This is a genomic window from Cellulophaga fucicola (genome assembly GCF_900119145.1).
GTDB lineage: Bacteria > Bacteroidota > Bacteroidia > Flavobacteriales > Flavobacteriaceae > Cellulophaga > Cellulophaga fucicola.
In genome coordinates, this window is sequence record NZ_FPIY01000001.1 from 675,042 (window position 1) to 700,466 (window position 25,425).

25 protein-coding genes are annotated in these 25,425 nt (G+C 32.0%); 8 read left to right on the plus strand and 17 right to left on the minus strand.

The window, feature by feature from the left end:
- Positions 1-184: 184 nt before the first annotated feature.
- The 11 genes from BT107_RS02975 to BT107_RS03025 form a co-directional block, all read right to left on the minus strand.
- Positions 185-997, minus strand: a complete 813-nt coding sequence (locus BT107_RS02975; protein WP_072302266.1) for a prohibitin family protein — start codon at positions 995-997, stop codon at positions 185-187.
- A gap of 8 nt (positions 998-1,005) precedes the next feature.
- Positions 1,006-3,042 (minus strand): vWA domain-containing protein, encoded by a 2,037-nt coding sequence (locus BT107_RS02980; RefSeq protein WP_072302267.1) that lies wholly within the window; start codon positions 3,040-3,042, stop codon positions 1,006-1,008.
- A gap of 46 nt (positions 3,043-3,088) precedes the next feature.
- On the minus strand, positions 3,089-3,835 hold the full coding sequence (gene fabG / locus BT107_RS02985; protein ID WP_072302896.1) for a 3-oxoacyl-[acyl-carrier-protein] reductase: 747 nt from the start codon (positions 3,833-3,835) through the stop codon (positions 3,089-3,091).
- A gap of 133 nt (positions 3,836-3,968) precedes the next feature.
- Complete coding sequence (locus tag BT107_RS02990) at positions 3,969-4,421, minus strand: DUF1569 domain-containing protein (protein ID WP_072302268.1); 453 nt, start codon at positions 4,419-4,421, stop codon at positions 3,969-3,971.
- A gap of 106 nt (positions 4,422-4,527) precedes the next feature.
- Complete coding sequence (sucD, locus tag BT107_RS02995) at positions 4,528-5,400, minus strand: succinate--CoA ligase subunit alpha (protein WP_072302269.1); 873 nt, start codon at positions 5,398-5,400, stop codon at positions 4,528-4,530.
- Positions 5,401-5,469: 69 nt separating this feature from the next.
- Positions 5,470-6,405 carry a UDP-3-O-(3-hydroxymyristoyl)glucosamine N-acyltransferase gene (locus tag BT107_RS03000; RefSeq protein WP_072302270.1) on the minus strand — a complete coding sequence of 312 codons (936 nt, stop codon included), beginning with the start codon at positions 6,403-6,405 and terminating at the stop codon, positions 5,470-5,472.
- A gap of 42 nt (positions 6,406-6,447) precedes the next feature.
- Complete coding sequence (gene efp / locus BT107_RS03005; protein ID WP_072302271.1) at positions 6,448-7,014, minus strand: elongation factor P; 567 nt, start codon at positions 7,012-7,014, stop codon at positions 6,448-6,450.
- Between the two features lie 8 nt (positions 7,015-7,022).
- Positions 7,023-7,808 carry an acyl-ACP--UDP-N-acetylglucosamine O-acyltransferase gene (gene lpxA / locus BT107_RS03010; RefSeq protein WP_072302272.1) on the minus strand — a complete coding sequence of 262 codons (786 nt, stop codon included), beginning with the start codon at positions 7,806-7,808 and terminating at the stop codon, positions 7,023-7,025.
- Between the two features lies 1 nt (position 7,809).
- A complete protein-coding gene (locus BT107_RS03015; protein WP_072302897.1) occupies positions 7,810-9,213 on the minus strand; it encodes a bifunctional UDP-3-O-[3-hydroxymyristoyl] N-acetylglucosamine deacetylase/3-hydroxyacyl-ACP dehydratase in 1,404 nt (467 codons plus the stop codon).
- Positions 9,203-10,228, minus strand: a complete 1,026-nt coding sequence (lpxD, locus tag BT107_RS03020; RefSeq protein WP_072302273.1) for a UDP-3-O-(3-hydroxymyristoyl)glucosamine N-acyltransferase — start codon at positions 10,226-10,228, stop codon at positions 9,203-9,205. The genes BT107_RS03015 and lpxD overlap by 11 nt, the downstream gene beginning before the upstream one ends.
- 227 nt (positions 10,229-10,455) lie before the next feature.
- Entirely contained in the window at positions 10,456-11,679 is a 1,224-nt protein-coding gene (locus tag BT107_RS03025) for an HD domain-containing protein (RefSeq protein WP_072302274.1), read from the minus strand.
- A 37-nt stretch (positions 11,680-11,716) separates the two neighbouring features.
- On the opposite strand from BT107_RS03025, the gene porX reads away from it, so the two are divergent.
- From porX to BT107_RS03045, 4 genes are all read left to right on the plus strand, one after another.
- Positions 11,717-13,261 carry a T9SS response regulator signal transducer PorX gene (gene porX, locus BT107_RS03030; protein WP_072302275.1) on the plus strand — a complete coding sequence of 515 codons (1,545 nt, stop codon included), beginning with the start codon at positions 11,717-11,719 and terminating at the stop codon, positions 13,259-13,261.
- 50 nt (positions 13,262-13,311) lie between these two features.
- Positions 13,312-13,719, plus strand: coding sequence for a tRNA (adenosine(37)-N6)-threonylcarbamoyltransferase complex ATPase subunit type 1 TsaE (gene tsaE, locus BT107_RS03035; RefSeq protein WP_072302276.1), 408 nt, complete (start codon positions 13,312-13,314; stop codon positions 13,717-13,719).
- Positions 13,720-13,806: 87 nt separating this feature from the next.
- Complete coding sequence (locus BT107_RS03040) at positions 13,807-15,006, plus strand: alanine dehydrogenase (protein ID WP_072302277.1); 1,200 nt, start codon at positions 13,807-13,809, stop codon at positions 15,004-15,006.
- Between the two features lie 3 nt (positions 15,007-15,009).
- Positions 15,010-15,396, plus strand: a complete 387-nt coding sequence (locus BT107_RS03045) for a hypothetical protein (protein WP_072302278.1) — start codon at positions 15,010-15,012, stop codon at positions 15,394-15,396.
- Between the two features lie 72 nt (positions 15,397-15,468).
- Here the strand turns inward: BT107_RS03045 and BT107_RS03050 are convergent, their stop codons facing one another.
- Complete coding sequence (locus tag BT107_RS03050; RefSeq protein ID WP_072302279.1) at positions 15,469-16,638, minus strand: proline dehydrogenase family protein; 1,170 nt, start codon at positions 16,636-16,638, stop codon at positions 15,469-15,471.
- Between the two features lie 95 nt (positions 16,639-16,733).
- On the opposite strand from BT107_RS03050, the gene aroB reads away from it, so the two are divergent.
- Entirely contained in the window at positions 16,734-17,795 is a 1,062-nt protein-coding gene (gene aroB / locus BT107_RS03055; protein WP_072302280.1) for a 3-dehydroquinate synthase, read from the plus strand.
- A 97-nt stretch (positions 17,796-17,892) separates the two neighbouring features.
- Positions 17,893-18,174: a hypothetical protein gene (locus tag BT107_RS03060; RefSeq protein WP_072302281.1), complete on the plus strand. Its 282-nt coding sequence runs from the start codon at positions 17,893-17,895 to the stop codon at positions 18,172-18,174.
- 22 nt (positions 18,175-18,196) lie between these two features.
- On the opposite strand, the gene BT107_RS03065 is transcribed toward BT107_RS03060, so the two are convergent.
- From BT107_RS03065 to BT107_RS03075, 3 genes are all read right to left on the minus strand, one after another.
- Positions 18,197-18,712 (minus strand): DinB family protein, encoded by a 516-nt coding sequence (locus tag BT107_RS03065; protein ID WP_072302282.1) that lies wholly within the window; start codon positions 18,710-18,712, stop codon positions 18,197-18,199.
- A gap of 74 nt (positions 18,713-18,786) precedes the next feature.
- The gene (locus BT107_RS03070) at positions 18,787-19,266 is read right to left on the minus strand and encodes an Lrp/AsnC family transcriptional regulator (protein WP_013622539.1); all 480 of its coding nucleotides are present in this window, start codon (positions 19,264-19,266) and stop codon (positions 18,787-18,789) included.
- A gap of 107 nt (positions 19,267-19,373) precedes the next feature.
- Entirely contained in the window at positions 19,374-20,489 is a 1,116-nt protein-coding gene (locus BT107_RS03075; protein ID WP_072302283.1) for a M14 family metallopeptidase, read from the minus strand.
- A 303-nt stretch (positions 20,490-20,792) separates the two neighbouring features.
- Between BT107_RS03075 and BT107_RS03080 the strand changes: the two genes are divergently transcribed.
- Entirely contained in the window at positions 20,793-21,164 is a 372-nt protein-coding gene (locus tag BT107_RS03080; RefSeq protein WP_072302284.1) for a helix-turn-helix transcriptional regulator, read from the plus strand.
- A 58-nt stretch (positions 21,165-21,222) separates the two neighbouring features.
- Entirely contained in the window at positions 21,223-21,600 is a 378-nt protein-coding gene (locus tag BT107_RS03085; protein WP_072302898.1) for a hypothetical protein, read from the plus strand.
- 175 nt (positions 21,601-21,775) lie between these two features.
- Here the strand turns inward: BT107_RS03085 and BT107_RS03090 are convergent, their stop codons facing one another.
- Complete coding sequence (locus BT107_RS03090) at positions 21,776-22,735, minus strand: sterol desaturase family protein (RefSeq protein WP_072302285.1); 960 nt, start codon at positions 22,733-22,735, stop codon at positions 21,776-21,778.
- A gap of 48 nt (positions 22,736-22,783) precedes the next feature.
- A complete protein-coding gene (locus tag BT107_RS03095) occupies positions 22,784-25,423 on the minus strand; it encodes a DNA gyrase/topoisomerase IV subunit A (protein WP_072302286.1) in 2,640 nt (879 codons plus the stop codon).
- Between the last annotated feature and the right edge of the window lie 2 nt (positions 25,424-25,425).

Sequence of the window (25,425 nt, forward strand, 5' to 3'; positions counted from 1 at the left end):
GGTTAGATTTATGTTTAAACACTGCAAAACACTTCTAGCTCGCTTGATAGCAAGGTGTAAAGTGATGATGATGTGTGTTATTGTTTCTCATTATGCTGTAAAAGTAAAACTTATTTCTATTATATAAAAGAGAATTTATATTTTTAGTTCACTATTAATAATTTCTTAACAAACAAGCGTTAATTTATTGGTTTCCTAAAATTAATGGCAAACCAGAGTCACCACTACCAATTACTATTACTTTAGAGTTAGGAGACTCAGATAATTTAATAGTAGCTTCTATACCTTTATCTTGCAAAATTTTATCCGTTAAAGATGCACTTAATATTTTGTTTGCATCTGCTTTACCTTGTGCTTCTATAGTTACCTTTTCTGCTTCTTTCTTAGCCGTAACTAGTCTAAACTCGTATTCTAAAGACTCTTGCTCTTGCTTTAATTTACCTTCAATTGCATTTTTAATTGTAACAGGTAATTTTACATCTTCTACTAATACTCTTTTTACTGTTAAGTATTGATCCTTTAAAAGTAATGTCACTTCTTCTAAAATTTCTTGCTCAATAACATCACGCTTACTAGAATATAGTTGTTCTGGAGTGTAACGACCTACTACGCTTCTTGCAGCAGCATTTACGGCAGGGTCTAAAAGTTCTTGTTCATAATCCTCTCCTTTAGTTTTTATCAGTTTACCTAAATTGTCATATTCAGGTTCGTACCAAATTGTTCCGTTTACTTTAACTTCTAAACCGTTTACAGAAAGCACATTCATTTCATCAGAAATAGACTGTTGTCTAACGATACGAATAATCATACTGTTCCAAGGAGCAATGATATGTAGCCCTTCACTATAAGTTTTATCTGTAACTATACCCTCACCAAATTGCTCAAAAAGAACTCCTCCTTCACCAGGACCAATAGTCACTGACGATTTAAATATTAAAACAATAATTAATACTGCAATAAACATCACAGGCAATGCAATCTTAGGTAATCTTTCCATAGTTATTTTTAAGTTAAACCGTTATATTTTCTAACAAACCATTCTACTGCAAACACCAGTAAAATAAAGCTTAATAGAAATTTAAATTCTACCAAAGGTACGATATTTTCTTTGCTCTTCTGTACTGGTTTGTACTCTTGTTTAGATAATAATTGTTGCTTTAAACTTCCTGTATTATTGGCATAAAATAATGCTCCGTTTGTACTTTTTGCTAGTCTGTTCAATTTTTTATAATTACTAGAAGAAAATTGTTGTTCTAAATCATAATCTAATATGGAAAAAGTTCCTGACTTAGAGCTATTAATTCCAGTAACAGTTGCCGTAAAATTGTAATCTCCAGAAGGTAGATCACTTAAATCTGCTACATAGTTTAGTTGGTTTAATAACATTGGAACTATTTTGTTTATTGTTTTTTCTTTATTCTGTATTTTTAATGATACCGTAGCATTGGTATCAAACTCAAAGGCTTCATCAAAAATAGAAGCTCTAATAACAGCTTCATTACTTCCTAAATAAATCTGTTTGTAATCTAAAATAAACCTATTTTTAGGAGTGTTAGATGATAAATACAACACAAGCTTTCCTATGAAATCATCAAAAGTCTTAAAGTCTTTTTCGTTTCTATAGGTTTGCATTCTCCACTTCCAAATATCTTCTCCAAACAAAAATGCTTGTTTATTATTTTCACCCTCGTTTATAGAAAGTAATGGCGTCTCTATAGAAACACCTCTTATTTTTGTTTTTAATATAGTTTGATTTAAACTTTTTGGAAATAACGGGCTAACATTGCTTCTCAACGGAGGAAAATCGTTTATTGAAAATTCTGAAACATCAAACTTAGAAAACGAAGCATTTAAAACAGGTATCACTTCTTGCACAGGATATCCGTTTTCAAAAACATACGTATTTTGCACCTTGTTTAAAAAATTCCAATCGGTTTGTAAACCGCTAATTATTAATGAGTTTCTGTTAGAATTTGTAGCGTAGCTAAAGACACTCTTAAAAGCTTCTGTTGGTTGATATAGAATAAATAAATCTATATTTTTCCAATCATTACTAGTGGTTGTTGGCTTTAAAATAGTAACAGAGCGTTGCTCGTTACTTTCTATTGCTTTTTTTAAAGCTCCTAAATCCGGGTGTTCTACTGCAGAAATAATTGCGATGTTAGTTTTCTCATCTATAACCTCTATAGCAACAGTTTTTGTGTTATTTACTATGTTTTTTTCATTTGGAATTGATCCAATGGTAGTTGTAATTTTTTTTACTCCAATGGTTTTAGCATCAACATTTGTGGTTACAACTTTAGTGTTGTCATTTTTAGAGAAAGTTAAGTTTTCTCTATATACATTTTTACCATTTTCTGATATGGTAAATACTTTTGTAACAGTCTTATCTCCAGTATAAGAAACATAAACCTCTAAAGGGTATTTGTTCTTTAAAAAAGCGTAATTATTTTTATTTACCTGAGTTATTTTTAAATCTTCATAACTTGTGGTATCACCAATAACCACAGGGTATACTGCTATTTTAGAGGAAGTTCCAAAAAACTCATAATCCTGACCTAAAGTCTGGTTGCCATCAGACAATAAAATAACGGTTGTATTGTTGTTTCTGTAAACTTCTTTAATTGATTGTAAAGCTGCACCTATATTTGTGTTTTTATCGTTAAAAGAAAGGGAGTCGGTTACTGAGTTTAGTTCAGATCCAAAAGAATAAGAGGTTACTCTAAAACGATCCTTAAGCTCCTTATCAGCTGTAAAATTTTCTACTATTTTTTTGACAGAAGAGATAGACTTGCTATTTTTTATAGAAGCAGAATTATCTGTTAAAACTACAAGGTTTGATTTTTCTAAATCGTACGTAGTTTTGGTTACTTTTGGATTAATTAGCAATAAAAGAACGCCAAAAACACCTAAAAATCGTAAAAAGGAGAGAAAAACAATAAGTTTTCCTCTCCTTTTGGTTTTATAATAATTTTGAAATAAGACTATAAGCAGCGAAAAAACTACTGCTACTAAAATCCACACTACAGTTGTAATTTGCATGTATTAATTGTCTCTATTTTTCAATATAAATTTATTTAACTAGTTCCTAAGTTAGCATTCCGCCATCTACGTTTAGTACCTGGCCAGTAACGTAAGCAGACATATCTGAAGCAAAGAACAAACAAGCGTTGGCCACATCATCTGGAGAACCACCTCTTTTTAAAGGAATACCATCTCTCCATCCTTGAACAACTTTTTCATCTAACTTATCTGTCATTTCAGTTTCTATAAAACCTGGTGCAATTGCATTACATCTTATGTTTCTAGAACCTAATTCTAAAGCTACAGACTTGGTAAAACCAATCATTCCGGCTTTGGACGCTGCATAATTTGTTTGTCCGGCATTACCTTTAACACCAACAACGCTACTCATATTTACAATAGAACCTTTACGTTGCTTTAAAAAAGTACGTTGTACAGCCTTTGTCATATTAAAAACCGACTTTAAGTTAATCTCTATTACAGAGTCAAAATCGTCTTCTCCCATACGCATTAGTAAATTATCTTTAGTTATACCAGCGTTGTTAATTAACACATCTATACCGCCAAAATCTTCTAATACATTAGCCACTAATTCTTCAGCTTGTGTAAAACTAGCTGCATTACTTTTGTATGCTTTAGCTTTTACGCCTTTAGCTGTTAATTCTTTTTCTAATTCTAAAGCAGGAGCTTCACTAGAACTATATGTAAACGCTACATTTGCGCCATTATCTGCAAATACCTTTGCTATTCCCATACCAATACCTCTACTGGCACCAGTAATAATTACGTTTTTTCCTTCTAACAATTTCATGTAATAAAATTTTGCGTTGTTGCAAGTCAAATATAGGATATGTTTTACACCTTTAAAAGGCATACCTCTATTTTTTAAGATTGAAAAACAAAAAGGTATAGGCTTTACAATTTATAGCCTCTTTATTTTTTTTCTAAACCCCAAATTGTTTTAAATGATGATCTAAATGTTTATAGAACATTGTATTCCATTCTACATCGGTTAACTTTCCAAATGAATGTGACTCTCTACCATTGTAATGTGTTGCCCCCAATTGTTCAGTATTATCTAAATAAGCAAATAAGCGACTCTTTTCTTCGTCAAAATCTCTTTCATCTGCAATTATAAACTCAGTTGCCGTTCTGCCATTCTTTGGGTAAGGCTTAGGTCCTGCTACTGCGTTTTTTACAAAAGTTTTCAGTATAAATTTTTTAAATGCATTTGGCTTAGGGTGCTTGTTCTCATAAGTCATCTCATAGATAACATTGCAATGTGCTAACATTTGGTCAACTCGCATTTTGCCCCATAGTGGCTTAGTACATGGAGTTAGCTTAGCTATTCTTTTTTTAGTAAAAAGAACATCCTCTTTAGTGAATAAGTTTTTCATAACGAGTTAGTTATTTATACTTCTAATTTACATTAAAATATAAAACAAAAAAAGTGTCTACTAAGAAGTAGACACTTTTTTATATAATTTATATAATGGCTTACAATTAACCCATTACTTCTTTAACTTTTTTACCAATTTCTGCTGGAGAATCTACAACGTGAATACCACATTCTCTCATAATTGCTTTTTTAGCTTGAGCAGTATCATCAGACCCTCCTACAATTGCACCTGCATGACCCATTGTACGTCCTGCTGGAGCAGTTTCACCCGCTATAAAACCAACGATTGGCTTTTTGCTACCAGAAGCTTTGTACCAGTTAGCAGCATCTGCTTCTAATTGACCTCCAATTTCACCAATCATAACAACACATTCAGTTTCTGGATCGTTAATTAATAACTCAACAGCTTCTTTCGTAGTTGTTCCAATAATAGGATCTCCACCAATACCAATTGCAGTTGTAATACCTAAACCTTGTTTTACTACTTGATCAGCAGCTTCGTACGTTAATGTACCAGATTTAGAAACAATACCTACTTTTCCTTTTTTGAAAACGAAACCTGGCATAATACCAACTTTAGCTTCGCCTGGAGTAATGACACCTGGACAGTTAGGGCCTATTAAACGACAATCTTTATCTTTAATATAATCAGCAGCTTTTACCATATCTGCAACAGGAATACCTTCTGTAATCGTAATAATTACTTTGATACCTGCGTTAGCAGCTTCCATAATTGCATCTGCAGCAAATGCTGGCGGAACAAATATAATAGTAGTATCTGCACCTACTTTTTCTACAGCTTCTAAAACCGTATTAAAAACTGGTCTTCCTAAATGCTCTTGACCACCTTTACCTGGTGTAACACCACCAACTACGTTGGTACCGTATTCAATCATTTGTTCAGCGTGAAAAGTACCTTCACTACCTGTAAAACCTTGTACAATTATTTTGGAATCTTTATTTACTAAAACACTCATTATATCGTTTGTTATTTTTTCGCCTCACAAAAATATAGCTTTGTTTGCGATTATTAAAGTATTCTTTGTTTATTTATTTTTAATATTTTCTAAAATAGATGGTATTTTTTTAACATTGGCTAATTGCCTCAGTTTTTCCCTAGACTCTTCTATTGGTGTACCAAAATAACTTTTACCACCTAGAATAGATTTTGTAACTCCTGTTTGCCCCATTACAACTGCTTTTTTACCAATTGTAATACCGCTGGTTGTACCAACTTGCCCCCATAAAGTAACTTCGTCTTCTATAATTACACAGCCTGCAATACCTGTTTGCGATGCTATTAAGCACTTTTTACCAATTATGGTATCATGACCAACATGTACTTGGTTGTCTAGCTTTGTGCCTTCACCAATGGTTGTATCTCCTGTAACACCTTTATCTATAGTGCACAATGCTCCTATATCTACATTGTTTTCTACTACAACTCTACCTCCAGATAATAACTTATCAAAACCCTGGGGTCTGTTCTTGTAATAAAAAGCATCTGCACCTAACACAGAACCTGCGTGTATAGTAACATTGTCACCTATAACACAATTGTCATAAATAGCAACATTAGAGTGTATTACGCAGTTTTTTCCAATTTTTACGTTGTTGCCAACAAAAGAATTTGGTTGTACTATTGTATTTTCTCCTAATACTGCTGTTTCAGAAATTGTAGAAACAGATTTTTGAAAAGGCTTAAAATAAGCTGTTAGTTTATTAAAATCCCTAAAAGGATCATCAGAAATTAGCAATGCTTTCCCTTCTGGGCAATCTACTTCTTTATTAATTAAAATAATAGTAGCTTTAGATTGCAATGCCTTGTCATAGTACTTTGGGTGATCAACAAAAACAATATCTCCGGCAGTAACTACATGTATCTCGTTCATTCCTAGAACAGAGAAACTATCTTCACCAACAAATGTACAGTCTATAATAGCTGCAATTTGCTTTAATGTATGTGGAATAGGAAATTTCAAATCTCTAAACTATCTATTTATATAAATCCAAAAAGTTAAGAATTACTCCTTAACACGTTCCATATAAGAACCTTTTTCTGTATCAACTTTAATTTTGTCGCCTTCATTAATAAAAAGAGGAACATTAACTTCTGCACCCGTCTCTACTTTTGCTGGTTTAGTTGCATTTGTTGCTGTATTACCTTTTACTCCAGGTTCTGTATAAGTAACCTCTAAAATAACACTAGCAGGCATATCTACAGATAATGGTAAACTATCTTCTGTGTTAAACAAAATAGTTACCACTTCTCCTTCTTTTAATAAACCAGGAGAATCTAAACTACTTTCTTCTAAAGTGATTTGATTGTAATCGTCCGTATTCATAAAATTATAGGTAGTACCTTCTGCATATAAAAATTGGTACGAACGTGTTTCTACACGAACATCTTCAATTTTATGACCAGAAGAAAAAGTATTATCTATTACCTTACCAGTAGTAACACTTTTTAACTTGGTTCTTACAAAAGCTGGACCTTTACCAGGTTTAACGTGTAAAAATTCAATAATTTTAAAAATATCGTGATTGTATCTAATACACAATCCTTTTCTAATGTCTGATGTTGATGCCATACTTTTATTTAATTTGAACTAAAATAACCTTTCATAATTCCTCTTTGAGAATCCCTGATAAACTGAAGAATTTCATCACGTTCTGGAGTTGCTTCCATTTCCGCTTCAATAATCTCTACAGCTTGGCTATTGTTATAATTTTTTTGATATAATATTCTATATATATTCTGAACTTCTCTAATTTTTTCTGCTGATATGCCTCTTCTACGTAAACCAACAGAATTGATACCCACATAAGATAAAGGTTCTCTAGCTGCTTTTACAAAAGGAGGAACATCTTTACGTACTAAAGAACCACCCGTTACAAACGCATGATTACCTATAGATACAAATTGATGCACTGCTACCAAACCAGCTAATACAACATTATCTCCCACTGTTACGTGGCCTGCTAAAGTAGAATTGTTAGAAAAGATACAATTATCACCAACAAAACAGTCATGCGCAATGTGGCAATATGCCATAATTAAGCAGTTTTTTCCAATTTTAGTTTTTTGTCTATCAGATGTACCTCTGTTAATTGTAGCACATTCTCTAATTGTGGTGTTGTCTCCTATTTCTACAATAGTTTCTTCTCCTGCATATTTTAGATCTTGTGGTGTAGCTGAAATAATTGCTCCTGGAAAAATATTACAATTTTTTCCAATTCTTGCACCTTCCATAATAGTTACGTTAGATCCTATCCAAGTACCTTCTCCTATTACTACATTATTATGTATTGTTGTAAAAGGCTCTACAACAACGTTTTTTGCAATTTTAGCACCTGGGTGTATATACGCTAAAGGTTGATTCATTCTATTGTTTTTTTGCTATTTGTGCCATCATTTCGGCTTCACAAACTAATTTATCATTTGCATAAGCATACGCTTGCATATGACATATTCCTCTGCGTATTGGTGTTATTAGGCTACAGTGAAATATTAATGTATCTCCTGGTAAAACCTTTTGTTTAAACTTAACTTTATCAATCTTCATAAAGAAAGTTAAGTAATTTTCTGGATCTGGAACAGTGCTTAAAACTAAAACTCCTCCTGTTTGCGCCATTGCCTCTACTTGTAAAACTCCTGGCATTACAGGTGCTCCTGGGAAATGTCCAACAAAGAAAGGTTCGTTCATAGTAACATTCTTCATTCCAACAACATGGGAATCAGACAACTCCAGTATCCTATCTATTAATAAGAATGGTGGCCTATGTGGAAGCATATCCATAATTTGATGAATATCCATCAATGGAGGTAAGCTTAAATCGTACTTAGGAACACTATTTCTTTTTTCTAATTTTATAATCTTAGCTAGTTTTTTTGCAAACTGTGTGTTTACAAAATGACCTGGCTTATTAGCTATTACTTTACCACGGATTCTTATTCCTGTTAAAGACAAATCACCAATAACATCTAACAATTTATGTCTTGCAGCCTCATTAGGTTGGTGCAAAGTTAAGTTGTCTAAAATTCCGTTTGGTTTAACAGATAATTTATCCTTTCCAAAAGCTTTTTCAAGCTTTGTCATTGTTTCTTCAGAAATTTCTTTATCTACATAAACTATAGCATTATTAAGGTCACCTCCTTTGATAAGTCCGTGTTCTAATAACATTTCTAGTTCATGCAAAAAACTAAAAGTCCTTGCACTTGCAATTTCCTCTTTAAAGTCGGCTAGCTTTAGTAAAGTAGCATTCTGAGTGCCCAACACCTTTGTTCCAAAATCTACCATTGTAGTTACTTGGTAGTCGTCAGAAGGTATTATAGTAATTTCACTACCTGTAGCTTCATCTTTATAAGAAATAACATCTTTTACAATATATTCTTCCCTATCTGCCTTTTGTTCTACTACACCAGCACTTTCTAATGCTTCTACAAAGTATTTAGAAGAACCGTCCATAATAGGAAGTTCCGGAGAATTTAACTCTATTAAAACATTGTCTATTTCCAAACCAACCAATGCAGCCAAGACGTGTTCTGGAGTTTGGATTTTTACACCTCTCTTTTCTAAATTAGTACCACGTTGTGTATTTTCTACGTAATTTGCGTCTGCCTCTATAACTGGTTCTCCTTCTAAGTCTATACGTTTAAATGCATAGCCATGGTTCTCTGGAGCAGGTAAAAACTTCATTGTTACTTTTTCACCTGTGTGTAAACCAACACCCGTAAGTGTTGCTTCTTTTGCTATAGTTCTCTGTTTTACATTGGGTTTATTTGCCATCAAACTTTTTTTCAATGTTATTTATTCCGTTTACTATTTTAGGTAAGTTTCTAAAATGAACGTACGACTTATTAAAATCACCATAATTCATAGCTGGGGACCCTTGTAATACTTCATTATCTTTTATGTTTTTTCCTATGCCAGATTGTGCTTGTATGCGTACATTGTTGCCAATAACAATATGGCCAACAATACCAACTTGACCACCAATCATACAATTTTTACCAATTTTTGTAGAGCCTGCAATACCCGTTTGCGCTGCAATAACGGTATTTTCACCTATTTCTACATTGTGTGCTATTTGTATTTGGTTGTCTAGTTTAACACCTTTTCTAATTATAGTAGAACCCATTGTTGCTCTATCTATAGTGGTGCCAGCACCAACATCTACACTATCTTCTAATATAACATTCCCTATCTGAGGAATTTTTGTAAATGTACCATCTGTATTGGGAGAAAAACCAAATCCGTCTGATCCTATAATAACCCCTGTGTGTATTACACAGTTATTGCCTATTATAGAGTCTGAACATATTTTTGCTCCAGAAAAAATAGAGACATTATCACCTATTGTAACATTATCTGAAATATAAGCGTTTGGATATATTTTGGCATTTTTACCAATGGTTACATTTTTGCCGATATAAGAAAATGCTCCTAAGTAAATATCCTCTCCATAAACTGAAGATTTATCTACATAAACAGGCTGCTCTATTCCGCTTTTATCATTTTTAACCTGATCGTAATAAGATAATAATTTGGCAAAAGCTTGATAAGCATCTTCTACTTTAATTAAAGTAGTTGTATATTTCTTTTCAGGTACAAAATCATTATTAACGATGGTAATAGATGCTTTTGTAGTATATAAATGTGGTGTATATTTTGGATTAGCTAAAAAAGTAAGCGAGCCCGCTTCACCTTCTTCTATTTTAGCAAGTGTATGTACAGAAATTTCAGGGTCGCCCTGAACTTCTCCTTCTAAAATACCTGCAATTTGACTAGCTGTAAACTTCACGTGTTGTTAATTAATTTTAAAGGTATTTTATCCTTATTATAAATTTGTAACTATTTAAGGTTTTGTATAAAACCATAATTAACGGCCACAAAAGTAAGAAAAATAGTGAAATGATTATACTTTACTTGCCTTCTGTTGCAATAAAACAGTGTAAAACGCTGTGTTTTACACTATATAACGGTGTAATGTTTATTAAATTACTTTACAAAAAAAATACATTACACCCATTATATTTTAGGATAGCAAGCATAATACTTTGTAACCGTTTTAGATAATGTTTTACTATTTAACTGGTCAGATGCTTTTAAAACATCTGTAATTTTACCATTATCTCTTAAAACCTTAATAGGTTGTGTGTTTTGCACATAAGCAGTGTTTTTAATTTCTCCACTAAAAACAAAATAAGCTGTTTCTTCATCAGATAAATTGTGTTTCTCCTTAAAAGCAGTAAACTCTTTTTTTAGCTTAATTACAGATATTGGTTTTTTCTTCATTTTAATATGAAGTAAATCTCTGTGTAATATCATTTTACTTAAAGTAGAAAGTACAAAATCGTCTTGATATTGCCACTCCTTAATAGCTGCCATAATATCTACATCATCTAACTCAGCAAATTTTGCTATTACATCAGCTTTAAAATCCTTTAATTCAATCTTGTTTTTCATAAAAAAAGACAAAATAGAACTACACGGCAAATCGTGTCCATTATTTATTAATGCTTTAGCTCTGTGCAAAGTTTTAATTAATAATTGCTCTGCTACTAAGCCAGTTTTGTGTAAATATACTTGCCAGTACATAAACCTGCGAGCCATTAAAAATTTCTCTACCGAGTAGATACCTTTTTCTTCTACAACCAAATCACCATCTGCTACGTTAAGCATTGTAATTAGGCGTTCTGCATTAATATTACCCTCTGCAACACCTGTGTAAAAGCTATCTCTTTTTAAATAATCTAACCTATCCATATCTAGTTGACTAGACACTAAATCGTTTAAAAATTTCTTTGGATGTTCTTTTTTAAAAATAGCAATTGCGGTATCTAAGGCGCCATTAAATTCCTTATTTAATTGTTGCATAAAAACCAGTGATATAGCTTCATGATCTACACCTTCTACAATTGTATGTTCCATTGCATGGGAAAATGGTCCGTGACCAATATCGTGCAACAAAATAACACATAAAAGCCCCTCCTCTTCTTTAGTAGATATTTCCACATCTTTAAGACGAAGTATTTGCACTGCTTGTTGCATTAAATGCATACATCCAACTGCATGCTGAAACCTAGTGTGCTGTGCACCAGGATAAACCAAATAAGTTAATCCTGTTTGAGATATTCTGCGAAGCCTTTGAAAATAAGGGTGCGCAATAATATTAAAAATTAGAGTGCTAGGTATGCCAATAAATCCGTAAATTGGATCATTGAATATTTTAAGTTTGTTAGATATAATCAAAATCTTCTTTCTTTACAATTACAAATATAGACACTAAATGAACAAGATTACAATACTTTGGGTAGATGATGAAATAGATTTACTTAAACCACACATTATTTTTTTAGAAAAGAAAAATTATGAGGTAGTAACCTGCCAAAGCGGAAGAGAAGCTTTAGAAGAGTTAGAAACAACCAAAGTTGATATTGTTTTTTTGGATGAAAATATGCCTGGAATTAGTGGCTTAGAAACACTTACTGAAATAAAAAAAGTGCACACTACGCTACCTGTTGTAATGATTACTAAGAGTGAAGAAGAGCTTATAATGGAAGAGGCAATTGGCTCTAAAATAGCAGATTACCTTATTAAGCCTGTTAACCCTCATCAAATACTTTTAAGTCTTAAAAAGAGTTTAGATCACTCTAGGTTGATCTCAGAAAAAACAACATCTAACTACCAACAAGAATTTCGTAAAATAGCTATGGGTTTGTCTATGGTAAATTCTTTTGAAGAATGGGCAGATTTGTATAAAAATCTTATCCATTGGGAGTTGCAGTTAGAGGAGATTGAAGATACTGGAATGTTTGAAATTTTAGAATCTCAAAAGATAGAAGCTAATAATCAGTTTGGGAAATTTATTGAAAAAAACTACCCTGAATGGTTTTCTGGCGGTGATGCTCCTGTTTTATCACACAACTTATTTAAAAAATTAATTTCACCAGAATTAAAAGGAAAATCTACCTTATTAGTTGTTGTAGATAACTTAAGGTACGATCAATGGCTTGCTTTTGAAAACACTGTAAACTCGTTTTATAAAAAAACAAAAGAAACTCCTTATTATAGCATACTACCTACTGCCACTCAATATGCACGTAACGCTATTTTTTCTGGTTTAACTCCTTTAGAAATGGAGAAAAGACATCCAGAATGGTGGAAAAACGATACAGAAGAAGGTGGTAAAAATTTACACGAGGCAGATTTTCTTGGAGCACAGTTAAAAAGACTTGGTTTAGATTTAAAATGGGATTACCATAAAATTAGTAGCCTTAAGCAAGGAAAACATTTATCTCAAAATTACAAGTCGCAAAAAGAGAACGACTTAACTGTTATTGTCTATAATTTTGTTGATATGCTTTCTCACTCTAAAACAGAAATGGAAGTAATAAAAGAGCTTGCTAGTAATGACAAAGCCTACAGATCTTTAACTGTAAGTTGGTTTAAAAATTCTCCTTTGTTAGAGATTATTCAGCAGGCACAAGCAATGGGTCAAAAATTAATTATTACTACAGATCACGGTACAATTAACGTTAAGCAACCATCTAAGGTTGTTGGAGATAAAGACACTAGTTTAAACTTAAGGTATAAGACAGGTAGAAGTTTATCTTATGAAGATAAAGATGTATTATCGGCTAAAAAACCAGCTTCTTTGCAGTTGCCTACTATTAATATGAGTAGCTCTTATATTTTTGCTAAAAACGATTTATTCTTTGCTTATCCAAATAACTACAATCACTATGTAAGTTATTACAGAAACACTTACCAACACGGAGGTGTTTCACTAGAAGAAATGATTATTCCGTTTGTAGTTTTAGAGCCTAGATAATTGCTTTTAATACAGTACCGTTTTATATTTGCAGACCGTATTTTACAAAAATGAACAAAACTTTTTCCACAGAAGAAATTCAGCTAATTGCTGAGGAAATAATAAAGAAAGCGCCAACTAAGACATTATGTTTTTATGGCGAAATGGGTGCAGGTAAAACCACACTAATAAAAGCAATTGTTAAGCAATTGGGCTGCATTGGCGACACATCTAGCCCTACTTTTGGTATTGTTAATGAATATCAAAATACAGCTAACGAAACACTAGCTTATCATTTTGATTTTTATAGGCTTGAAGATGAAATGGAAGCTTTAGATATTGGTGTAGAAGACTATTTCTACGCAAATAAATGGGTATTTATAGAGTGGCCGGAGAAAATAAGTTCTTTTTTACCAGAAGACGCTACTAACATAAAGCTAGAGGTAATAAGCCCTACAGTGCGAAAAATCAGTTTTTAACAATAGCTTAGTAAATCCCATTTATACCCACAATTTTCAAAAATAAAATTGTAATTTTGATGGTCAGACTAATAAACTCTAACGGATATGAATCAGCCTTCTTCGCCATTTAGCAAATACCAATTAATACCACAGGAAGAAAAGCTAGAAATACTTAGAAAAAAAGGCGAGATATTTATTGGCATCCTTAAAGAGAACCAATACCAAGAAAAAAGAATTTGTTTAACTCCAGACGCTGTAAATGCTTTAACAAGTAATGGTCATAGAGTTTTAATTGAATCTGGAGCTGGTGAAAGTGCAAGTTTTTCTGATTTAGACTATACAAACGCTGGTGCAGAAGTTACAAAGGACACAAAAAAGGTTTTCTCTTGTCCTCTTATTTTAAAGGTAGAACCACCTACGCTATCGGAAATACAAATGCTAAATCCGCAGACTACAATTATATCTGCACTTCAAATTAAAACACAATCTAAAAAGTATTTTGAAGAATTAGCTAAAAAACGAATTACAGCTATTGCTTTTGAATACATACAAGATGAAGATGGTAAATACCCTGCTGTTCGTTCTTTAAGTGAAATTGCAGGCATCTCATCAGTCTTAATAGCATCAGAACTAATGGCAACAACCAATGATGGTAACGGCTTAATGTTTGGTAACATAAGCGGTGTACCACCTGTAGAGGTTGTTATTATTGGAGCTGGAACTGTAGGCGAATTTGCTGCAAGATCTGCAATTGGACTAGGTGCAAATGTTAAGATATTTGATAATTCTATTACCAAATTAAGACAAATACAAACCAACCTTAAGCAAACAGTTTATACATCTACCATACAACCAAAAAACCTTTTAAAATCTTTAAAAAGATGCGATGTTGCAATTGGTGCTATTCGTGGTAAAGACCGTTGCCCTGTTGTTGTTACAGAAACAATGGTAGAAAGTATGAAAAAAGATGCTGTAATTATAGATGTTAGTATAGATATGGGGGGGTGTTTTGAAACGTCTGAACTAACAACACACAACAAGCCAACAATAACCAAACACGGTGTTGTGCACTATTGCGTACCTAACATACCATCTAGATACCCTAAAACATCTTCTATTTCTATTAGTAACATTTTTACACCTTACCTTTTAAAGATTGGTGAAGATGGCGGAATGGAAAATGCCTTGCGTTTTGATAAAGGTTTGCGTAACGGATTATATATGTACCACGGAATTTTAACAAACAAATCTGTAGGAGAATGGTACGACTTGCAGTATAGTGATATCAATTTTTTAATTTTTTAATTTATGGCTTTTATAAAACGATTGGGATGGTATTTAGTCGGACTATCAATCGGTATTGTATTTTTAACTTTTTTCCTTAAAAAGAAATCAGAAGATACAGGAACAGAATTTTGCTACTTTCCTAATTGTAGAGTTCTAAAAGATCTAAGATCTAAACCTTTATCATATTCAGATGAAATTAAAGTGCTTTTTACAAATAAAAGCCTAGATTCTACTGCGGTAGCTCACTTCTTAACAGATGGAGAAATAGATTTTGGTAGTAGTGATACAAAGTCTACACCTTGCAAAACTTATAAAATTGAAGGCCTAGTAAAAGAAAAGGAAGCAGTTTTAACGGTTGTTAACTGCACAAACAAAGTACTTGTAGATAAAATTAAAATAGAAAAATAACTATTTTGGTATAGGACATAAAAAAAAAGGTGAGTTTTAAAAACTCACCTTTTTTTTATGCAATAATTATAGTTATTTTATTTTTCTTCGCTTACGTTCTTCTTTTAATAAAGATAGCTCCCTAGTAGTTTGCCCAGCAACAGAAGTATTTTCCTCCGCCCTACGTATTAAGTACGGCATAACATCTCTAACAGGTCCAAAAGGTAGGTATTTTGCCACATTGTAACCTTTATCCGCGAGGTTAAAAGAGATATGATCACTCATACCATATAATTGCCCAAACCAAATACGAGGATCAGAATGTGCAATGTTTTTTTCTTTCATTATTCGCACTAAATCATAACAACTATTCTCATTATGGGTTCCCATAAAAATAGACATTGTATCTAAATTATCTACCATATAAGCAACAGCAGAATCAAAATTGTCATCAGTAGCTTTTTTACTAGCACAAATTGGGGTTGGATAGCCTTTTTTCTCAGCTCTGTCGTTTTCCTTTTCCATATAAGCACCACGAACCACCTTCATCCCTATTTTAAAGCCTTCTTCTTTAGCTTCTACATGTAGTTTTTTAAGATAATTTAGTCTATCCCATCTGTACATTTGTAGTGTATTATACACTACAACTTTTTCTTTATTGTATTTACGCATCATTTGCGCACATAAATCGTCTGCTGCATCCTGCATCCAACTTTCTTCTCCATCAACTAAAAGAGCTACATCTAAATCGTGAGCTTTTTTGCAGACTTTATCAAATCTAGAGACAATTCTATCCCATTCTAATTGCTCTGCATCTGTAAGTGTAATACCTGCACCTACCTTTTCAAAAAGAATGAACCTTCCAAAACCTGTTGGCTTAAATACCGCTAGCGGTATAGATTCTTTTTCTTTAACAAAATCTAATACATGCAAAATTTTCTCGTAAGCATCATCAAAATGACTCTCATCCTCTTTGCCTTCTACAGAATAATCTAAAATAGTACTTACTTTCTTATCGTACATTTTATCTGCAACAGGCATACAATCTTCTTCATTAACACCTCCACAAAAATGATCAAAAACCGTGGCCCTTATTAAACCCTCTACGGGCAAATGGGCTTTAATAGCAAAATTAGTAACAGCAGTACCAATACGTACCAACGGTTCATTCGCTATTAGTTTAAACAAAAAATACGCTCTCTCTAATTCAGAATCCGACTTTAGAGCAAAAGCAGTTGCCGTATTTTCAAAAATATGTTCCATTTTTATCAATTTCGTAAAGGAGCAAATATAAATACAGATTTTGTATTCTAATAACTAAAATATGTCTTTATTTTGCGGTAAGTAAAATAAAAATTATGCAGTCAGTTTCAGCCAATACATATTCAGTTCATTTTAATGATAAAGCGTATACAGAATTAAATACTCACCTAGAAAAAGCTAACTATTCCAAGGTGTTTATTTTAGTTGATGAAAACACACATCAGCACTGTTTACCAAGCTTTATGTCTCAGATTTTTGGAGATTATAATTATGAAATTATAGAGATTGAAGAAGGTGAAATTAACAAGACCATAGAAACCTGCGTACAGGTTTGGCACGTACTATCTGAGTTAGATGCAGATCGTAAAAGTGTAATGATTAATCTTGGTGGCGGCGTTATTACAGATTTAGGTGGTTTTGTTGCTTCTACTTTTAAAAGAGGCATAGATTTTATTAATGTACCTACCACTCTGTTATCTATGGTAGATGCATCTGTTGGCGGAAAAACAGGCGTTGATCTTGGTTCTTTAAAAAACCAAGTTGGCGTTATAAACTTACCGAAAATGGTATTAGTTATTTCTTCTTTTTTGGAAACACTAGAAGAAAGGCAGTTACACAGTGGTTTTGCAGAAATGCTTAAACACGGGTTAATTAGAGATAAAAAATACTGGAACGAACTTAATCTTGTATCTGACTTTAATAAGTTAGACGAATTTATATATGATTCTGTAGTTATTAAGAACGATGTTGTTATGCAAGATCCTACAGAACAAAATCTACGTAAAATATTAAATTACGGACACACATTAGGACACGCGGTTGAATCTTACTTTTTAGAAAGTGAAAGTCATAAGACTCTTTTGCATGGTGAAGCAATAGCTGTTGGTATGGTGCTAGAAGCGTATTTAAGTAACAAGCTTACAGGTTTAAGTGACGATTCTTTAAACGCTATAAAAAAGACCTTTATAAATAGGTATGGCAAAGTTAGTTTTACTGATGAGGATATTAAAAACATACTTACTTATTTAAAGTTTGACAAAAAGAATTCTCACGGGAATATTAATTTTGTTTTATTAAAAACTATAGGAGAATGCCAAATAGACGTTATAGTTTCTGAAGATTTACTGTATAAGTCATTTGCATACTACAAAGTTTAAGTAGCACACCTACATAAAACACCTGTTACACAACTCTTTACAAAATTTACGTGAAAAAAGTTTTAGCTTAGATCTTATAACCTAAAACCAACTTATTATGTTACGTAAAATTGTAGATTACAAAAAGTTAGACCACACTATAGCCGCTAAATTAATAGAATCTTATCCGCACGGGTATGGAGACGGAGACATTATTATCTTTAAAAATAGTAAAGGAGAAAGTATAGAAGCTGTAGAGGTAAAAACAGAAGAGATTGTATATATGGTAAGAATAAGCAAAAGCTTATCTAATTTTATAGCAAACTTTGATGAGATTATAGAAAAAGAATTAGAAACTTCAGCATCTATTAACTTAGAAGATGTAGAGGAAACCGAATAAAAACAATCTCCCCCTATCTCTCTTAAATATATCTTTCTAATATTATTTTAGAATGATGTTCCTGATGTCCACATAATACAAAACCGGCAGCAGCAGTACTCATAGGTGAGTTACTAGCAGAACCTCTAAACCTTAACTGATCATCGTTTAAATGCTTAAACAAAGAAATAGTAGATGCTCTAACGTCTAAAAACTCTTGCAGTAAACTTTGTTTAGTTCTCTTATTTGCTCCAGATACGGGTACATAATCATCTTGTTCAAAACCAGGTAGAGGTGTTGCATCTAATCTAGAAAAGCGCATTGCCCTATACTGAAAAATACGTTCGGTATCTATAATATGTAATAAAGCTTCTGCAATTGTCCATTTTTCTGGTGCATATGCAAAAACTAATTTTTCATCAGGTATTGCGGCTAATAATTTTTTAAATTGCTCTCTTCCTTTTTCTAACGCTATTAATAAACTTACATCTTCAACTAAGTCTATATAGCCTTTGTAATAAGGATTGTAATCTTCAGGTGTTAATTCAGTTGCTTTCATATTATAAAAATAAAAAAAAACCCAATGTAAAAACATTGGGCTTCTTAGTTATTAATTTGTTTCAATTAAAAAAATTACAATTCATTAAAAATTGTATGCATTAAACGCTTTTTGTCGTTAATGCTTTCTTCTAAAGAAATCATTGTTTCTGTTCTACTAATACCATCAATATCATCTATTTTAAAGATAATATTTTTAGCATGTTGCGTGTCTCTTGCTCTAATTTTACAGAAAATATTAAATTTACCTGTTGTAATATGCGCAACCGTAACGTAAGGTATGCCAATTAAACGCTCTAATACAAATTTTGTCTGATGTGTTTTTTCTAAAAAAATACCAACATAAGCAATAAAAGAGTAGCCTAACTTTACATAGTCCAATGTTAATGAAGAACCTTGAATAATTCCGGCTTCTTCCATTTTCTTTACCCTAACGTGTACAGTACCAGCAGATATTAATAATTTTTTAGCAATATCTGTAAATGGTGTTCTGGTGTTATCTATTAACATATCCAGAATCTGGTGATCAATTTCGTCTAACTTAACTTTAGTCATTATATAATTAAATTTGGAACAAAAATAGTAAATTAAGAAGATATACGCACTAAATATGTATTTTTTTTATCAATAATGCAATTATTTTACATATACTAATTAAACTGTTAATTTCCAAGCAAACAATCACTTAAAAGCATATTGCTTTTTACGTATTCTAAATCGCTGTTTATTAATAGATTAAGTTTTTTGTGTGCAAAAAAAAGATCTAGATTATTTTCATCAACAATTGTTGGCTCAAAAACAACTTTTCCGTTTTTTAACACTTCCTTGTAAAGAACCCCTAAAGAATCTGCTTCTGGATGCGTAGTTGCTATAGATTTAGTATTATATATAATAAGGTCTAAAAATTGCTTACCATTCTCTGGAATATCAAAATAAGAGTCAACTTTATATAGGTCTAATTCATTATTAACAATAGTTTCTACTCCTTTTAATAGAGAATAAAAAATAAATTCTCTAGTTTTCTCTCTGTCATAGTCTTCTGGGTAGTGACCGGACTCAAATAAAATAGTAGGTGTATTTAACATCTGGAACGCATCGCCAACACAATTACTATTAAAACCATCATCATATCTACCCACTTGGCCAGGAATATAGTTCTGTAAAACGCTATTCATAGCTACAATTAACTGCATGCTTTTATCTCTAGAAGCAGACATACCTCTTTCTTTATTAAATGCTGGTGCTAAAAAAGAGACTGTAGCTGGCTTGTTTGTTTTACCAACATTAAATATTGTTCTTTGGTCATGAAGATTAAAACAAAAATCTGGTTTAAAATCTAAATATACTGCTCTAAGTATTTTACTCTCTGGCTGACTCCTGTCTTGTGCATCTCTATTTAAATCAATTTTATTCGCATTAATTCTTGTGTACGCAGCAGCGCCATCTGGATTTAAAATTGGAATAATACGCAGTGTGCAATTTTTTAAAATAGACAAAGAAAGATCTGAAGATTTTTCTAAAAAATGTATTAAATCTAAAACAGCTTTTGTGGTTGTAGATTCGTTTCCATGCATCTGAGACCACATTAAAATTTTTGTTTTTCCATGACCTATAGTTATCATTTTTATAGAGGCATTTAAAACAGATTTTCCAATCTCTTTTATTTCATCTTTAAAAACTGTCTGTTCTAAAAAGGGAAAAACATCTTCATTGGTAACATAACGCCCGGTTACATTTTTAACCTTAGACTCTTTAAATATTTTCTCAAAATTCATCATTACAAAAGCTACTATTATGGTATAAAGATAACGCTATATTAAGTTACATTTGTAACACTTTAAATTACATTTGTAATTTAATTCATTACAAATGTAAACTACCAAACTTAGTAATTAAGTTAAATTGATTACATTTGTAACGTAGTTATGTTGCAGGTATCAATATTTTTTATGCAAAACACATAAATAGCTATATTTCAAATACTTGAAGTACTTTATTTAAATTTAAATAAAGCTATATTGGATTTTTATCAAGAACTAAAAAGAAGAAATACTGAACAAAATAAGTAATACATAGTTACAATGGTAAATTCAGAAGAGTTTATAAAGAGATTAGAAAAAGTAATAAACTATTACGGTTTAACCGCAGCAGCATTTGCAGATAAAGTAGATGTGCAACGATCTAGTATATCTCACCTATTATCTGGAAGAAATAAGCCGAGTTTAGAATTTGTTTTAAAAGTAGTAACTCAATTTCCTGATGTAAATTTGTATTGGCTGCTTAACGGAAAAGGAACTTTTCCTTATGTAAAAAAGAAAGAGATTACCCCTGCTCCAAAACCCATTACGGAAGAGAAAATTTTAAAACGTGAGGTTAAAAAAGAAGTAAGTAAAGTGATTATTTTTTATACTGATGGCTCTTTTGAAACGTTTGATAAAAATGAAAAAAAATAAGCCTTATTTTAACAGATTAAAAATCAAAATACTTCCTTTAATTATTTATTTTTGTAGTATGAAAATAAAATATTTTTACCTGCTTATTACTGCTGTATGTTTTTCATCTTGCTATAACCCTGAAAGAAAATGTGCTGATTTTAAAACTGGAGAATTCACCTTCGATTATGAAATTAATGGTGAAGAAAAAACAGGAAGATTTACTAGAGACAAGGAATTTAGTGTTGAGTATTACGAAAACAAAATAGACAGCTCCTCTGTTCGCTGGATTAACGATTGCGAGTTTGTACTTAAGTCTTTAAACGATCAAAGCTCTATTCATTTTAAAATATTAGAAACAACCAAGGAGAGTTATACTTTTGAATATAGTAATGCAGTTAGAGATCCGAAAAAAGAACTAATTGTAAAAAGAGGAACAGCTACAAGAGTTAAATAATATCTTATAATGTATTTTAAAGCGATTTAAAGACGCTTAATGGTTTATGTTAGGCTGTCACGTGTTTTGAAATAAAAAATAGCGCAAAACAAGTTATTTTATATAATATTATTAAAAACAAAAAGCCTCGTTGTTATAAACAACGAGGCTTTTTTATTTACAAACATTTAAGATCTTAATTAGGACGCTCAAATGAAGATTCAGGATTTTGCTTAGTATGTTCTTTAAATTCTCTCTGCTGTTGCTTAACGGTCATTGTGCTACCATCATGGCTCCAGCCTGGAGGGCCAAATATATACATTAATTTATGAGATAGTTTTTTTGATTTTTTCATATCCATCCAGATATCTTTAAACTCGTGTGTTAAAATTACGATTGGATTGTTAGAGTTTGGCGCATGAATAACACCATACTTAACATCAATACCATCATCTAAAGGTAGCCAAGTACCAAACATTCTATCAAAAATATTTAAAAAACCGCCGTGATTTTTATCTAAATACTCTACGTTTTGCGCGTGATGAACTTGGTGCATTGTATGAGTATTCATAAATTTTTCAAAAATACCCAATTTAGGCAATAATACCGTGTGTAATTGAAACTGCCATAACGCTTCTATTCCTAGGCAGAATACAACCATTTCTGGAGAAAAACCAATTGCAGGCATCCACATATAAAACAATGGTTTGTATAAAAGTGTAAACCATCCGTTTCTAACAGCTGTACCTAAATTAAAGTTATCAGATGAATGATGTACTATGTGTGCAGCCCATAAGATTCTAATCTCGTGATTAGCTCTATGAAACCAGTAATATGTAAAATCATCTGCTAACTGACAAAGTAGCCAAACATACCAGGCATAACCAAAAGATTGATATCCCATAATATTAGTATGCACGCCATCTACTAAAGGATTAAAGAGTTCAAAAACAAATTCAAATATTACAATTGCAGAGATAACTTTTAAAGCTGCTGCTAAAATAGCCGAGCCAACACCCATAAATCCACTGGCAAAAAGGTCTTTCCAGTCGTACAAATCATGATGCTCTTCGTGATTTTTACTATATGTTAATTCTAGTAAGATAAAAATTATAAACGCAGGACCGCCATAAACTAACGGGTTTGTTAAATCCATAAAAATATTTTTTGTTTGCTAAGGTAACAATATTAAAAGTTAATTTTTCTAAAATAAAGTTGTTTGTTCTGTGTCGTCATCATTAGAATCATCATCAGAATTCGTTTTTTTAGAATCCCCTTCTTCATCTTTTAGCTCCTCTTCTTTTTCGGGCTCCTCTATTATTTCCTCTATCTCTTCATAAGGCAATGACTCTAATACATTCGCAGATTTTATCTTATCTGCAGTTAACTGGTTACCTAAAGCTTTAATTCCTTTAATTGATATAAAATCTTCTATATTAACTTCTTGATTTGGCTTTTGGTCTTTACCTCTTGGTTTTGTAAATTCTAATTCTACCATTGGTCTCCAATCTGTAGAAACTAATTCTAAAACAGATTTAGGGTGTTCAGATATAAATAATTCTTCTTTATTTTCTTGTTCTACAAGAAAACGTTTTACATAATAACGTTCTTTTGCTCCATCAAAATAAATAGCAGAAATTGGTTTTTTAGGATTCCATTTTTCTAAGACAATCATATCTTCATCAAAATGAATTGTAATTTCTGGCTTAATGGTTTTAACAATTCCTTTTTGTGTAATAATCAAAATTAAATCATCACCCTTAAATTCACCTAGTAACTCACCTCTTCCGTCTAAGTTAAGCCTACCTACAACTTCATCAAACCAAATTTTACGAGGCTTAAGTGTAGAAACTCCTTTTTCTTTTAAATCTATGCGCTTTACAGCGTATTTACTAACAATATTTCCTTTTGAAGACCTTCCTTTGATTAAAATATCAGAAAAATCCATATCCCATTTCAGCTTTTTAACACTACCAACCTGTCTTAGGTGCACTGTAACAACTTCTGCTTCTCCGTTAGGGTTAGCAGAAAAATACAGAACTTCAGAATGTGGCTTCCCGGTTGTTAGCGGATAAAGCCTATCTCTTGTGACAGATGTAACATTAAATCTTTTAATATAGCTAGGTCCGCCCTTACCATCTTTATAGATTAGGTTGTAAATGGTGCGTTTGTCCTTTTTCTTAAATACAGCTACGTGAATAATATTCTTAGCTACAAAAGTCTTAGAGTCAACCTTAGACACCATCATATTGCCATCTGCAGTAAATACAATAATATCATCTATATCACTACAATCTGTAACGTATTCATCTTTCTTTAAAGAGGTTCCAACAAAGCCTTCTTCCCTGTTTACATAGAGTTTAGTATTTCTGATAGCTACTTTTGTCGCTTCAATATCATCAAAAATTCTAATTTCCGATTTACGCTCACGATCCTTACCATATTTATCTTTAAGGTTTTTAAAGTAATCTATAGCAAATTGAACTAAATGTTCTAAATGATGCTTCACTTCTGCAATTCGCTCTTCTAAGCTATCTAGTAATTGTTGTGCTTTGTCTAAATCGAATTTAGAAATACGTTTGATACGTATTTCTGTTAAACGAGTAATATCTTCTTCTGTAACTGCTCTTTTTAAATGCTTCGTAAATGGCGCTAACCCCTTATCTATAGCTGAAATAACTCCTTCCCAAGTTTCTTCCTCTTCAATATCCCTGTAGATTCTATTTTCTATAAAAATACGTTCTAATGAAGAAAAGTGCCATTGCTCTTCTAATTCGCTAAGTTGAATTTCCAATTCAGCTTTTAACAACTCTACAGTGTAATCTGTAGAACGCTCTAGCATTTCTGTTACACCTATAAATAGCGGTTTGTTATCTTCAATAATACAACCCAAAGGCGAAATAGACGACTCGCACGCAGTAAAAGCATACAAGGCATCTATAGTTCTATCTGGAGATATACCAGAAGGTAAATGCACTAAAATTTCTACATCTGCAGCAGTGTTATCCTCAATTTTCTTAACTTTAATCTTGCCTTTTTCGTTAGCTTTTAAGATAGAATCTATTAAAGAAGAAGTGTTAGTTCCGTATGGTATCTCATTTATAACCAGTGTATTCCTGTCTAGTTGAGCTATTTTTGCTCTAACTCTTATTTTTCCTCCACGTAAACCATCATTGTAGTTAGAAATATCTATGATGCCAGAAGTAGGAAAATCTGGAAACAACTTAAATTTTTGACCTTTTAAATGTTTAATTGAAGCATCTATTAATTCTATAAAGTTGTGCGGAAGTATTTTTGTTGATAAACCTACAGCAATACCTTCTGCTCCTTGAGCTAATAATAATGGAAATTTTACAGGAAGATTTATTGGTTCTTTTTTACGACCATCATAAGACTGTTGCCAATCTGTAATTTTTGGACTAAAAACAACATCTAAAGCAAATTTAGATAACCTAGCTTCTATGTATCTAGATGCTGCTGCCCTATCTCCTGTTAGTATGTTACCCCAGTTACCCTGTGTGTCTATTAGTAAATCTTTTTGACCAATTTGCACCATAGCATCCGCAATACTAGCATCACCGTGTGGATGATACTGCATTGTGTGACCAACAACATTAGCTACTTTGTTGTATCTACCATCATCTAACTCTTTAAGCGAGTGCATTATTCTACGTTGCACAGGTTTAAAGCCGTCTTCTATTGCAGGGACAGCACGTTCTAAAATTACATAAGAGGCGTAATCTAAAAACCAATCCTTGTACATCCCTGTAACTTTGGTAAGTTCGTTTTTGGGATCGTCTATGTTACTATCTAGATTCTCGTTAACTTCTTCGTTCTCTTCCATAA